Annotated in this window: 13 protein-coding genes; 9 read left to right on the forward strand and 4 right to left on the reverse strand. The window is 69.2% G+C overall.

What is annotated here, in order from left to right; translation table 11 throughout:
- Positions 1–123 precede the first annotated feature (123 nt).
- From dnaK to ACWD68_RS12205, 4 genes are read left to right on the forward strand one after another with little or no spacing between them, the layout of a single operon-like run.
- Positions 124–1,968: a molecular chaperone DnaK gene (dnaK, locus tag ACWD68_RS12190; protein WP_451806338.1), complete on the forward strand. Its 1,845-nt coding sequence runs from the start codon at positions 124–126 to the stop codon at positions 1,966–1,968.
- Positions 1,965–2,624, forward strand: a complete 660-nt coding sequence (gene grpE, locus ACWD68_RS12195) for a nucleotide exchange factor GrpE (protein ID WP_451806339.1) — start codon at positions 1,965–1,967, stop codon at positions 2,622–2,624. The genes dnaK and grpE overlap by 4 nt, the downstream gene beginning before the upstream one ends.
- A 33-nt stretch (positions 2,625–2,657) precedes the next feature.
- A complete protein-coding gene (gene dnaJ / locus ACWD68_RS12200; protein WP_451806340.1) occupies positions 2,658–3,845 on the forward strand; it encodes a molecular chaperone DnaJ in 1,188 nt (395 codons plus the stop codon).
- A gap of 7 nt (positions 3,846–3,852) precedes the next feature.
- Positions 3,853–4,305: a heat shock protein transcriptional repressor HspR gene (locus tag ACWD68_RS12205; protein ID WP_385706498.1), complete on the forward strand. Its 453-nt coding sequence runs from the start codon at positions 3,853–3,855 to the stop codon at positions 4,303–4,305.
- Positions 4,306–4,369: 64 nt separating this feature from the next.
- Here ACWD68_RS12205 and ACWD68_RS12210 read toward each other — a convergent pair whose 3' ends face one another.
- Entirely contained in the window at positions 4,370–6,040 is a 1,671-nt protein-coding gene (locus ACWD68_RS12210; RefSeq protein ID WP_451806341.1) for a fibronectin type III domain-containing protein, read from the reverse strand.
- A gap of 339 nt (positions 6,041–6,379) precedes the next feature.
- On the opposite strand from ACWD68_RS12210, the gene ACWD68_RS12215 reads away from it, so the two are divergent.
- Positions 6,380–7,447, forward strand: a complete 1,068-nt coding sequence (locus tag ACWD68_RS12215; protein WP_451806342.1) for a sugar ABC transporter substrate-binding protein — start codon at positions 6,380–6,382, stop codon at positions 7,445–7,447.
- Between the two features lie 31 nt (positions 7,448–7,478).
- On the opposite strand, the gene ACWD68_RS12220 is transcribed toward ACWD68_RS12215, so the two are convergent.
- A complete protein-coding gene (locus ACWD68_RS12220; RefSeq protein ID WP_451806343.1) occupies positions 7,479–7,658 on the reverse strand; it encodes a hypothetical protein in 180 nt (59 codons plus the stop codon).
- Here ACWD68_RS12220 and ACWD68_RS12225 point away from each other — a divergent pair.
- Both ACWD68_RS12225 and ACWD68_RS12230 read left to right on the forward strand, forming a co-directional pair.
- The gene (locus ACWD68_RS12225; RefSeq protein ID WP_451806344.1) at positions 7,657–8,313 is read left to right on the forward strand and encodes a M15 family metallopeptidase; all 657 of its coding nucleotides are present in this window, start codon (positions 7,657–7,659) and stop codon (positions 8,311–8,313) included. The genes ACWD68_RS12220 and ACWD68_RS12225 overlap by 2 nt on opposite strands.
- Positions 8,314–8,707: 394 nt before the next feature.
- Positions 8,708–9,772, forward strand: a complete 1,065-nt coding sequence (locus ACWD68_RS12230) for a LuxR C-terminal-related transcriptional regulator (protein WP_451806345.1) — start codon at positions 8,708–8,710, stop codon at positions 9,770–9,772.
- A 36-nt stretch (positions 9,773–9,808) separates the two neighbouring features.
- On the opposite strand, the gene ACWD68_RS12235 is transcribed toward ACWD68_RS12230, so the two are convergent.
- The gene (locus tag ACWD68_RS12235; protein ID WP_451806346.1) at positions 9,809–10,801 is read right to left on the reverse strand and encodes a helix-turn-helix transcriptional regulator; all 993 of its coding nucleotides are present in this window, start codon (positions 10,799–10,801) and stop codon (positions 9,809–9,811) included.
- A gap of 266 nt (positions 10,802–11,067) precedes the next feature.
- Between ACWD68_RS12235 and ACWD68_RS12240 the strand changes: the two genes are divergently transcribed.
- Both ACWD68_RS12240 and ACWD68_RS12245 read left to right on the forward strand, forming a co-directional pair.
- Positions 11,068–11,202: a hypothetical protein gene (locus tag ACWD68_RS12240; RefSeq protein ID WP_451806347.1), complete on the forward strand. Its 135-nt coding sequence runs from the start codon at positions 11,068–11,070 to the stop codon at positions 11,200–11,202.
- Positions 11,199–11,534, forward strand: a complete 336-nt coding sequence (locus ACWD68_RS12245; protein WP_451806348.1) for a hypothetical protein — start codon at positions 11,199–11,201, stop codon at positions 11,532–11,534. Before ACWD68_RS12240 ends, ACWD68_RS12245 begins: the two co-directional genes overlap by 4 nt.
- Positions 11,535–11,668: 134 nt before the next feature.
- On the opposite strand, the gene ACWD68_RS12250 is transcribed toward ACWD68_RS12245, so the two are convergent.
- On the reverse strand, positions 11,669–12,082 hold the full coding sequence (locus ACWD68_RS12250) for a pyridoxamine 5'-phosphate oxidase family protein (protein WP_451806349.1): 414 nt from the start codon (positions 12,080–12,082) through the stop codon (positions 11,669–11,671).
- Positions 12,083–12,204 lie beyond the last annotated feature (122 nt).

Consider the following 12,204-nt stretch of genomic DNA (forward strand, 5'->3'; position numbering starts at 1 on the left):
AGGCTACCTGCGTGTAAGGAACGGATAAGAGTTGAGCCCCCACGACTCAGGTCTGTTGACCGGGAGGCGGACGTCGTGCACACTTGAGTCCGTTCCACTCAAGTCATTGCTGGAGGAATCGAAATGGCACGTGCGGTCGGCATCGACCTGGGCACGACTAACTCAGTCGTCAGCGTTCTGGAGGGCGGCGAGCCCACCGTCATCACCAACGCCGAGGGCGCCAGGACCACGCCGTCCGTCGTCGCCTTCGCGAAGAACGGTGAGGTGCTCGTCGGCGAGGTCGCCAAGCGCCAGGCGGTCACGAACGTGGACCGGACCATCCGTTCCGTGAAGCGTCACATGGGCACGGACTGGAAGATCGAACTCGACGGGAAGAGCTTCAACCCGCAGCAGATGAGCGCCTTCATCCTGCAGAAGCTGAAGCGCGACGCCGAGGCGTACCTGGGCGAGAAGGTGGCCGACGCGGTCATCACCGTCCCGGCGTACTTCAACGACTCCGAGCGTCAGGCGACGAAGGAGGCCGGCGAGATCGCGGGCCTGAACGTCCTGCGCATCGTGAACGAGCCCACCGCCGCGGCGCTGGCGTACGGCCTCGACAAGGACGACCAGACGATCCTCGTCTTCGACCTCGGTGGCGGCACCTTCGACGTGTCCCTCCTGGAGATCGGTGACGGCGTCGTCGAGGTGAAGGCCACCAACGGTGACAATCACCTCGGTGGTGACGACTGGGACCAGCGGGTCATGGACTACCTGGTCAAGCAGTTCCAGGCCGGTCACGGCGTGGACCTGTCCAAGGACAAGATGGCCCTCCAGCGCCTCCGCGAGGCCGCCGAGAAGGCCAAGATCGAGCTGTCCTCGTCCACCGAGACCTCGATCAACCTGCCCTACATCACGGCGTCCGCCGAGGGCCCGCTGCACCTGGACGAGAAGCTCACGCGCGCCCAGTTCCAGCAGCTGACGGCCGACCTGCTGGAGCGCTGCAAGACGCCGTTCCACAACGTCATCAAGGACGCCGGCATCAACCTCTCCGAGATCGACCACGTCGTTCTCGTGGGTGGCTCCACCCGTATGCCCGCCGTCGCCGAGCTCGTCAAGGAGCTGACCGGTGGCAACGAGGCCAACAAGGGTGTGAACCCGGACGAGGTCGTCGCCATCGGCGCCGCCCTCCAGGCCGGTGTCCTCAAGGGTGAGGTCAAGGACGTCCTGCTCCTCGACGTGACCCCGCTGTCCCTCGGTATCGAGACCAAGGGAGGGATCATGACCAAGCTCATCGAGCGCAACACCACGATCCCGACCAAGCGGTCCGAGATCTTCACGACGGCCGAGGACAACCAGCCGTCCGTGCAGATCCAGGTCTACCAGGGCGAGCGCGAGATCGCGGCGTACAACAAGAAGCTCGGGATGTTCGAGCTGACCGGTCTGCCGCCGGCCCCGCGTGGTGTCCCGCAGATCGAGGTCGCCTTCGACATCGACGCCAACGGCATCATGCACGTGACCGCGAAGGACCTCGGCACGGGCAAGGAGCAGAAGATGACCGTCACCGGCGGCTCCTCGCTGCCGAAGGACGAGGTCGACCGGATGCGCCAGGAGGCCGAGAAGTACGCGGAGGAGGACCACGCCCGCCGCGAGGCCGCCGAGACCCGCAACCAGGGCGAGCAGCTCGTCTACCAGACGGAGAAGTTCCTCAAGGACAACGAGGACAAGGTCCCCGGCGAGGTCAAGACCGAGGTCGAGGCGTCCGTCGAGGAGCTGAAGGCCGCGCTCAAGGGCGAGGACACCGCCGAGATCCGCACCGCCACCGAGAAGGTCGCCGCGGTCTCGCAGAAGCTGGGTCAGGCCATGTACGCCGACGCCCAGGCCGCGCAGGCGGCGGGCGGCGACGCTCCCGGTGCCGAGACCCCGAGGGCCGACGACGACGTCGTCGACGCCGAGATCGTCGACGAGGAGCGCAAGGACGGTGCCGCGTGACGGAGGAGACCCCGGGCTTCGACGAGCAGCCCGACGTCCCTTCCGGCGCCACCTCTGACGACGCCGAGCCGCAGTCCGCCACCCCCTCTGCGGAGGGGGCGGCGGCCCCGGACGGGGACGCAGCAGCACAGTTGGTCGGCCTGACGGCCCAGTTGGACCAGGCGCGCACGGCACTCACCGAGCGCACCGCGGACCTCCAGCGGCTCCAGGCCGAGTTCCAGAACTACCGCCGCCGCGTCGAGCGCGACCGGATCGCGGTCAAGGAGGTCGCCGTGGCGAACCTCCTGACCGAGCTCCTGCCCGTGCTCGACGACATCGGCCGCGCGCGGGACCACGGCGAGCTCGTCGGCGGATTCAAGTCCGTCGCCGAGTCTCTCGAGACCGTCGCGGCGAAGATGGGCCTCCAGCAGTTCGGCAAGGAGGGCGAGCCCTTCGACCCGACGATCCACGAGGCCCTGATGCACTCGTACGCGCCGGACGTCACCGAGACGACGTGCGTGGCGATTCTGCAGCCGGGGTATCGCTTCGGCGAGCGCACCATCCGCCCCGCGCGGGTGGCCGTCGCCGAACCGCAGCCCGGGGCGCAGACGGTCAAGGCCGAGGAGTCGGCCGAGGCGGTCGAGGACAAGGAGAGCGGTGGCCCGGACGAGGGCTGAGCTTGACCGGATGAGGAAGGAGGGACGTCGGGGATGAGCACCAAGGACTTCATCGAGAAGGACTTCTACAAGGTCCTCGGCGTCCCCAAGGACGCCACCGAGGCCGAGATCAAGAAGGCGTACCGGAAGCTCGCCCGCGAGTTCCACCCGGACGCCAACAAGGGCAACACCAAGGCCGAGGAGCGCTTCAAGGAGATCTCCGAGGCGAACGACGTGCTCGGCGACCCCAAGAAGCGCAAGGAGTACGACGAGGCACGCGCCCTCTTCGGCAACGGTGGATTCCGGCCGGGTCCCGGCGCGGGCGGCGGCAACTTCAACTTCGACCTGGGCGACCTCTTCGGAGGCGGCGCCCAGGGCCAGGGAGCGGGAGGAGCAGGCGGCTTCGGCGGCGGCATCGGTGACGTCTTCGGGGGCCTGTTCAACCGCGGCGGCGCCACCACGGGGACGCGTACGCAGCCCCGGCGCGGCCAGGACATCGACACCGAGGTCACGCTGTCCTTCACGGAGGCGGTGGACGGCGCGACCGTTCCGCTGCGCATGACCTCGCAGCAGCCGTGCAAGGCCTGCTCCGGCACCGGCGACAAGAACGGCACACCGCGCGTGTGCCCGACCTGTGTCGGCACCGGCCAGGTGGCGCGGGGCTCCGGTGGCGGGTTCTCGCTGACGGACCCCTGCCCGGACTGCAAGGGCCGCGGCCTGATCGCCGAGCACCCCTGCATGGAGTGCACCGGCAGCGGCCGCGCCAAGTCGTCCCGCACGATGCAGGTCCGCATCCCGGCGGGGGTCACCGACGGGCAGCGGATCCGGCTGCGCGGCAAGGGAGCGCCCGGTGAACGGGGCGGCCCGTCCGGCGATCTGTACGTCACCGTCCATGTGGACGCCCACCCGGTCTTCGGCCGCAAGGGCGACAACCTCTCCGTCACCGTGCCCGTCACCTTCACGGAGGCGGCGCTCGGCGGCGAGGTGAAGGTGCCGACGCTGGGCGGACCCGCGGTGACCCTGAAGCTGCCGCCGGGCACGCCCAACGGACGCACCATGCGCGCCCGGGGAAGGGGCGCGGTCCGCAAGGACGGCACCCGGGGCGATCTCCTCGTCACCGTCGAAGTGGCGGTCCCCCAGGACGTGTCGGGCAAGGCTCGTGACGCTCTGGAGGCGTATCGCGAGGCGACCGCGGATGAGGATCCGCGGGCGGAGCTGTTCCAGGCCGCGAAGGGAGCATGACGGAGCCATGGATACGACCGGTCGTCGGCGCAACCCGTACGAACTGACCGAGGAGACACCGGTCTACGTCATCTCGGTGGCGGCCCAGCTCTCCGGACTGCACCCGCAGACCCTGCGTCAGTACGACCGGCTCGGCCTGGTCTCTCCCGACCGCACGGCCGGGCGGGGCCGCCGTTACTCGGCCCGTGACATCGAACTGCTGCGCGCCGTCCAGCAGTTGTCGCAGGACGAGGGCATCAACCTGGCCGGCATCAAGCGCATCATCGAGCTGGAGAACCAGGTGGCCGCGCTCCAGTCCCGCGTCGCGGAGCTGGAGTCGGCCCTCGACGGTGCCGCGGCCGCCATGCAGCAGCGCGAGGCCGCCGTGCACGCCTCGTACCGCCGTGACCTGGTCCCGTACCAGGAGGTCCAGCAGACCAGCGCGCTGGTGGTGTGGCGTCCCAAGCGGTCGTCCGAGTAGGACCCGAACACCTGAAGGGCCCGGAGGTCATCGACCTCCGGGCCCTCTCGTGTGCCGTCAGGTCCTAGCGGTTGACCATGACCTCGACCGAGGACTTCCGCTCGCCCGCCCGGCCGTACACGTCCACGGCGCGCACGGAGACCGTGCAGGGACCCGTGTACTGCGGGGTCCAGGCGACGCTGTCCGAGTCCGTGAACCGGGTGCCGCTGGAGCCGCAGGCTCCGGAGACCTCCCAGGAGTACCCCTTCAGCAGCCGTCCCTCGTCACCCGCCCCGGGCCGTACGCCGACGGTGATGGGGAAGCGGGTTCCTCCCTCGGAGACCACGGTCAGCCGCGGCGCGGCGGGCCCGGTGGCGGTGGCGGGCGTCAGACGGTCGACGGCGGCCTGCGTGGAGGGCACCGACTCGGCTCCCCCGTTGTCGACCGAGGCGACGTAGTAGGACGCGGTGCCCCGCGGGGCGGAGGTGTCGGCGTAGGAGGTGGCCGTCGCCCCGGCGCTGCCCACCAGGGTCCACGCGCCCTGGGCGGACGTACGGCGGTAGACGTGGAATCCGGTGACCATCGTGTCGGGGTCCTTCGCCGGGGTCCAGGTGACCTGGGTGGAGGCGTCGGCGGGCGTGCCCCGGAGCGCGGACGGCGCGGGCGCCGTGGACTCCTCGGGGCGCATGACCGTCACGCCCTCGGAGACGGGGGAGACGTTCCAGGAGCCGTCGACGGCGTGGACGGTGTACCTGTAGTCGGTCCCCACCTCGGCGATCCGGTCCGTGTACGACGTCCCGAGGACGAGCTCGGGTCCGTCGGGGTCGCTCTGCCCGAGCGGTGCGGCCCACACCTCGTAGTGGTCGACGTCCGCCGAAGAGGGCGACCACGTCAGGATGTTGCCCGCGGTGGTGCCCTGTGCCGACAGGCCGGTGACGCGCGCGGGTGCCGTCCGGTCGGCGGTGGTCACCGGGCGGTCCGTCGTCCCCGTGGACTCGTTGCCGGCCTTGTCGTAGGCGCGGACCTCGTAGTAGTAGGTCTCGCCGGTCACCGGGAGGGCCGCGTCGGTGTACGAGGTGGCGGTCGTCGTGGTCAGCCGCGTCCAGGCGGTGCTGCCCTTGAGGCGGCGCAGGACGCGGTAGCCCGCGAGGTCCATCTCCTTGTTCGGCGACCAGGAGACCTTGGCCTTGCCCGTGACGGTGTCGTAGGTCGCCGAAGAACCCGTGGGCACAAGTGGCTTGATCTTGTCAGTGGTGGCGGAAGTGACGGTTTTGTAGGCGAAGGTGACATTTGCCTTGCCCGTCCAATTAACGAAATCGACGCGAAGAGTGTGCTTTCCGGGCGGAATAGTGAGGTTGACCGTTTTCGACCGGGTGGCCGAGACGTTCTTCCAGAGGTCGACCTTGCGCACGTCGTCCAGATGGACCCGTATTCCGTCCTGGGTTGTGACGGGGAGGGTGAAGGGGCCGCCCGATCCGAAGTCCCGGGTCACCGTCCAGCGGACTCCGAAGCCGTTGGAGGGCAGACCCGGGGCGGGCGCGCCGGATCCCCAGTTCTGGTCGATCGCGGAGTCGCAGTCCGTCTTCTTCGGTGTGCCCGAGAATGTGGTGTTCGCATAGAACTGCCGCTTATAGACGGGCGATGTGCAGTTCGTCACGGCGGAGGCGGCGGTGCCGGACGCGGTGAGCAGTCCGCCCGCGGTGGCGAGCACGAGGACCGAGGAGAGGGTGCCCGTCGTGCGGGTGGCTCTGTTCATGCGTTCCTTCTGGTCTGCCGGATCGTCAACAGCGGTTAAAAACCGCCGACGATCATGACTCCCGGGGACGGGAGTTGGTTGTACGACGTGAATGACAGAAGGTGAAGCTGAGGGGATTGCTCAAAGGGAGGGCGTAGTCTCTTCTCGTCGTGTTCACTTGTGGAACACGAAACGCCGTTGCCATCTCGTTAAGTGGTTAGTCCTTGACGCTGAGGTGATCGCCGCGTTGGCTTTCAGCCACCTGGGTCGCAATGCTGCAACCTCGCCCGGAAGGCACCTGATGTGAACACTCGTAACACCGGCCTCCGCCGTACCGTCATAACCCTGGCGTCGTCCGCCATGGCCATCACACTCGCCGGCTGCGGCGTGGGCGGGCTCGGTGGAAGCGACACCAAGGCCAGCCCCACGAAGGGCGACGACATCACGGTGGGCCTGCTCCTTCCGGAGAAGGAGAACACCCGTTACGAGAAGTTCGACTACAAGATCATCAAGGATCAGGTCGAGAAGCTCACCGAGCACAAGGGCAAGGTCGCCTACGCCAACGCCGAGCAGGACGCCGCCAAGCAGCTGAGCCAGCTCCAGCAGATGGTGGACGACAAGGTCGACGTGATCCTGGTGGACGCGGTGGACTCGGTGTCCATCGCGAAGGGCGTGCGCAAGGCCAAGGACGCCGGCATCCCGGTCATCGCCTACGACCGCCTGGCGCAGGGCCCGATCGACGCGTACATCTCCTTCGACAACGAGCTGGTCGGCCAGGTCCAGGGCAAGGCCCTGGTCGGCGCGCTGGGCGCCAACGCGGCCTCGAAGAAGATCGTCATGATGAACGGCTCGCTGACCGACCCGAACGCGGCGCAGTTCAAGGCCGGCGCCGAGTCCGAGCTCAAGGACAAGGTGATCGTCGCCAAGAGGTACGACACCAAGGACTGGAACCCGGTCAACGCCAAGGCCAACATGGAGCAGTCCATCCAGGCCATCGGCCTGAGCAACATCGCCGGTGTCTACGCCGCCAACGACGGCATCGCGGGCGCGGCCATCGACGCCCTCAAGAGCGCGGGTGTCAGCAAGGTGCCGCCGGTCACCGGCCAGGACTCCGAGCTCGTCGCCGTGCAGCGGATCATCAAGGGCGACCAGTACATGAGTGTGTACAAGTCGTACCCGCAGGAGGCCAGCGCCGCCGCCGAGATGGCGGTCGCCAAGGTCCAGGGTCGCTCGATCGAGTTCGACGCCCTCACCCGCGACAAGGTCAGCAGCCCCACGAACAAGGACATCCCGGCCCAGCTCGTGCCCGTGGTGGGTCTCACCACGGACAACATCCAGGACACGGTCATCCAGGACAGCATCTACACCATCAAGCAGATCTGCACGGCACCGTACAAGGCGGCCTGCGCCGCGATCGGTCTCAAGTAGGTCGCTCGGCCAGGGCGCCCCGGCAGGGCGCTCACCGCACCGCTTCGGGGCGAGGCGGTCGGTACGGGTCCTCGCCGTCGTGACGGGCGGCGAGGAAGGCCCTCCCGGGGCGCTGGGCGGCGGTCCGCCCGCCCGGCACCCGGATGCCCCACCCGGCCTCTTCGGCGCCCCCTGGGGGCTGCTGCGCCCCGGTGCGGCATGATCGCCGCATGTCCAGGATCGTGCTGATGTCCGACCCGAGGATCGCCGCGATACCCGTCGTGGACCGCGGCGAGCCGCTCCTCGACGTACGGGCGAGGAAGCCCTTCCCCCTCGACGCCCGCAGACGGGACGACTCGGGGGCGTACGCGTATCTGCGCGAAGGGGTGCTGAACCGGCTCGTGGCGGCCGGAGATCTGCTGCCCGACGGCATACGGCTGCTGTTCGTCGAGGGCTACCGCCCGCCCTCGCTGCAGCGGCTCTACTTCGACCGGTACGCCGCCGGACTGCGGGCGGAGCACCCCGAGTGGGACGCCGCGCGTCTGCGCGACGCGGCCAGCCGTTACGTGTCCCCGCCGGAGATCGCCCCGCACAGCGCGGGCGCCGCCGTCGACCTCACCCTCGTCGACGCCGACGGCCGGGAGCTGGACATGGGGACGCCGGTGAACGCGAACCCCGAGGAGAGCGACGGCGCCTGCTACAGCGCCGCGGACGGCATCAGCGGGACGGCACGGACCCACCGCCGGCTCCTGTCCGACGCGCTGACCGCCGCGGGCCTCGTCAACTACCCCACCGAGTGGTGGCACTGGTCGTACGGCGACCGCTACTGGGCGCTCGCCACGGGCGCCGGTCACGCGCTCTACGGGCCACGCGAACTCGAGGTGTGAGTTCCGGGGCGAACCCGACGCCGAGCCCGGAACCCCGACCGCCCCCACCGCACCCGCCTGCGGAACATCTCGGCCATGGTCTGCGCCGCATCCCTGCCGCAAGTCCGTTGGGGACGGCGTGAGTTGATTCCGGACGGCCGAGGCCGGGACGGATGCCGGGCGTGCCCGCGGAGGCTGTTCCGCGATGTGCCGGACGTCCGGGAGGCGCCCCCCTTCAGCTTGTTGCAACGGGCGCGGCGGAGGTCGGGATTTATCGGGATGAGCAGGGGTGAACAGACGTCCGAGGGCGGTGCAGCCGTGTTGCGATGCCGGACGCGTCCGCGCATAGTTGCGCTGCGGTGACGCCCTGACGCGGGCTCACGCCAGGGGTTGGAGCTGGAGCCAGGGGTGGGAGATGGCCGGGCACGGGACGGACAGGCATCCGCACGGCGCTGACCGACTGTGCGAGGCCGGCGACCGGGTGTACTCCCGGGCCGTGCGGCGTGGCCGGGTGCCCCGCGAGGACGCCGAGACGGTGCCCTGCCTGGTGGAGCTGGCGCTGCTGCACCCCGATCCCGACGACATGGGCTTCCTGGTGCCGACCTCGCCCCAGGAAGTCATGACACGGCTCCTGCAGGGCGTGTACGAGGAAGTCAGCGCGAGCCAGGCCCGGGTGGGCGACGCGGTGTCGGCCTTCGAGTGGTACGCGGGGCTCGGCGGCCGGGTACGGACACCGGCCGAGGGAGTGGCGATCCGTGTCCTCGACGGGCTGCCGCGGATCCACGCCGCCATGGACAAGGCCACCTCGGAGTGCACCGGCGAGGTCCTGACGGTGCAGCCGGGCGGCATCCGGCGCGAGGACGAACTCGTGGAGGGTCTGCACCGGGCGCTGGAGATGCGGCGGCGCGGGGTGCGTATGCGCGATCTGTACACCCACGTGGCCCGGCACGGTCAAGGCCTGCTGAACTACATGGAGTTGATGGGCGACGCGGCCGAGGCCCGCACCCTCGACGAGGTGGTCGAACGGCTCATCCTCTTCGACCGCACGGTCGCCTTCATCCCCGCGAACTCGGACCGCACGATCGCGCTGGAACTGCGGCACCCGGCGCTGGTGGACTACCTGGTGACGGTCTTCGAGCGGCTGTGGCGGCTGGCGATCCCGCTGACCTCGCCGCTGCCCTCGACGGGCATCGAGGGCATCACCCACCGGGAGCGGTCCATCGCGGCGCTGCTGGCCGAGGGGCACCAGGACGCGGTCGTCGCGGAACGCCTGGGCATCAGCGTGCGGACGTGCCGGGCGCACATCGCCCGGCTGTCGGAGACGCTGGGCGCGGCGAGCCGGACGCAGTTGGGCGTACGGATCGCTCAGGCGGGCCTGGACGGGCCGCAGCGGTCCCCGGAACTGGAGACCGTCACCGTCGCTGAGGCGGCCCCTGGCGCCCCCGGTGTGCCCGACCGGGGGTCCCCGAGCGGCCGTTGACGCCGCCGGGCCGGGCCCCTGCTCCCGCCGACGGGGTCACTCCCCTCCCTCGGGCTGGTCCAGGAGTCCCGACTGAGCTATCAGGAAGCCGAGTTGAGCGCGGCTTCCGCTGCCGAGGGCGGAGGCCAGTTTGGCGATGTGCGCCCGGCAGGTGCGGACGTTCATGCCCAGGCGGCGGGCGATCGCCTCGTCCACGTACCCCTCGATGAGCAGCTTGGCTATGGAACGCTGGACGCCGGTGATGCCGTTGGGCCCGACGTCGTTCGGGACGTCCTCGGTGAGCGGGACGGCGCGCTGCCAGAGCTGTTCGAAAACCTTGCTCAGGTACAGCACGAGTCCGGGGTGACGGAGTTCCAGGGCGACCCGCCGGTCGTCGCTGGCCGGGATGAAGGCGACGGTCCGGTCGAAGATGATCAGCCGCTCGATGAGTTCCTCGAGCGTGCGGACCTGGATCCTGCCGCCCGATATGCGCTCCACATAGGCGAGCGTTCCCTGGCTGTGCCGGGCGGTGTGCTGGTACAGCGTGCGGATGCGCACCCCGCGGTCGGTCAGCGGCCTGTCGCGTTCCAGCGCCTGCATGAGGGCGTCGGCGGGGCGACCGCCCCCGGGCTGGATCGTCAGCATTTCCGTGTGACACTCGGCGGTGGCCGAATTGAGCGCCGCGTTGATCCGGTCGAATCCCTCCAGGACGGTGATCGCGTGGATGCTCGCCGCGCTCTGTGTGCTGATCGCGATGAACGGATCGAAAGAATCGGTCAGTTCGATGGCCAGCCGGCGGCGCTCCTGGATCTCCCGTTCCAGAGGCTGCAGGCGTTGTGCGAGCGCGACGGACGGCGGCACGGGGCGCAGCCACTTCTCGTCGTCGGGATCGGGATGAAGCAGTGCGAACTCCAAGAGGCAAGGGGCTGTTTCCACCTCGACCCGGGTGATGCGGCCGGAGTGCAACGCACTGGCGTAAAGGCGTGCTCCTTCGTCACACAACGTGGTGACAGCGTGGGGATGTGTCGGTTGTGAGTTGTTTGTGGTCAAATCTCCACCCCCCAGGGTCCTGAACGTGCAGGAACATGATGCATCGCTCCTGTGGCATTGACGTGCCTGAATGAGCCATCGTCTTGTGACGACGGGGGAGAAGATTCCATCAAGTGAGGACGAAGCCGACTATGCGAGCGAGATTGCTTGGTTCAGTGCTTGCCGCAGTCTTCTCTGTCGCTGTGGCGTCCGGCGCCCTGGGGGGCTCGGGCCTTGATGCCGGGGGTGCCCGGACGTGGGCCGGCCCGGACAGCGGTTGGACCAGCGTGAAGGCGACTCTGACGGACAGCGGCTGGACCGACGTCGAGGCGAGCCCGGCGGACAGCGGCTGGACCTCCGTCGAGGCGGCGGCCCCGGTGGACAGTGGCTGGACGATCATCTCCGCGGACGCAGAAGCATGACTATTCCTCCCGACGACCGTTCCTTTCGCCGAGAAATGGCCACCGCCTACCGATCCGGCTGGCACTTCATCGATCTGGTCACCGCCATCCCCTACAGCGGTGACTCGCTGATGGTGACCGTGTTCGGGGAGCCCGTGGTCGTCACCCGCGACGACGACGAGGACGTACGGGCCTACCGGTGTCTGCGGCGACCTCGGGGGGCGCCGCAGCCAGTACGGTGCGCCATTCGTTACGGAATGATCTTTGTGAACCTCGACCAGCGCGACCACCAGCTGGCCGGCCCGGATGTCCCGGACATCGAAACCATCGCAGCCACCCCCCGCAGTGCCTGACGCGATTCCCCCGTCGTAGTAGATCGCGCAGGTACTTCCCCCCGCAGCGGCGTCACCGTGACCTGAACACGGTGACGCCGCTGCAGTTTTACGGGACATTCCCGGGTTCCGCCCGCCCGTCGCCGCCCGCGGTCTCATCCGCGGCCCATCGCCGCCGTGAGCTCGATCTCGATCACCACGCGGGACGGGTTCGGCGAGGGCACGCGTTGGTACCTCTCGGCGTAGCGCCGCTCGGCCTCCGCGACGCGTACCGGGTCCGTGGACACCCGGGCCCGCCCCTCCAGCGTCGCCCAGCGCCGGCCGTCCACCTGGCAGACCGCCGTGCGCGCCCCGTCCTGCCCCGCCGCGAGCACGTGGCCCACTTTCGCGCTGGACTTGTTGGTGATGACCCGAGCGAGACCGGCCTCGGGGTCGTATGTAACGCCGACGGGCACCACGTGCGGGGAGCCGTCGGGCCGGAGGGTCGTCAGTGTGCACAGGTGGCGCTCGCGCCAGAAGCTCAGGTAGGCGGCGTCGGGCTGCCGCGGGTCCACCGGATAGGAAGCCATGAGGCCCGAATCTACGCCTCGCGGTGCCCGTTCCGCCCCCACTCCAGCCTTGAGTGGAATAGACTCAACTTTGTGTACGTTGGCCGAGTCAGGCAACGGTCAGGACATCAGGAGGAGGAGAA

The sequence above is a fragment of the Streptomyces sp. NPDC005141 genome (genome assembly GCF_053599975.1).

What these genes read in the sequence shown, in the direction of transcription:
- dnaJ (WP_451806340.1), top strand. Translation starts at nt 2,658, where the DNA reads ATGAGCACCAAGGACTTCATCGAGAAGGACTTCTACAAGGTCCTCGGC.
- ACWD68_RS12215 (WP_451806342.1), top strand. Translation starts at nt 6,380, where the DNA reads ATGGCCATCACACTCGCCGGCTGCGGCGTGGGCGGGCTCGGTGGAAGC.
- ACWD68_RS12225 (WP_451806344.1), top strand. Translation starts at nt 7,657, where the DNA reads ATGTCCAGGATCGTGCTGATGTCCGACCCGAGGATCGCCGCGATACCC.
- ACWD68_RS12245 (WP_451806348.1), top strand. Translation starts at nt 11,199, where the DNA reads ATGACTATTCCTCCCGACGACCGTTCCTTTCGCCGAGAAATGGCCACC.
- ACWD68_RS12205 (WP_385706498.1), top strand. Translation starts at nt 3,853, where the DNA reads ATGGATACGACCGGTCGTCGGCGCAACCCGTACGAACTGACCGAGGAG.
- ACWD68_RS12250 (WP_451806349.1), bottom strand. Translation starts at nt 12,082, where the DNA reads ATGGCTTCCTATCCGGTGGACCCGCGGCAGCCCGACGCCGCCTACCTG.
- ACWD68_RS12230 (WP_451806345.1), top strand. Translation starts at nt 8,708, where the DNA reads ATGGCCGGGCACGGGACGGACAGGCATCCGCACGGCGCTGACCGACTG.
- ACWD68_RS12210 (WP_451806341.1), bottom strand. Translation starts at nt 6,040, where the DNA reads ATGAACAGAGCCACCCGCACGACGGGCACCCTCTCCTCGGTCCTCGTG.
- ACWD68_RS12220 (WP_451806343.1), bottom strand. Translation starts at nt 7,658, where the DNA reads ATGCGGCGATCATGCCGCACCGGGGCGCAGCAGCCCCCAGGGGGCGCC.
- dnaK (WP_451806338.1), top strand. Translation starts at nt 124, where the DNA reads ATGGCACGTGCGGTCGGCATCGACCTGGGCACGACTAACTCAGTCGTC.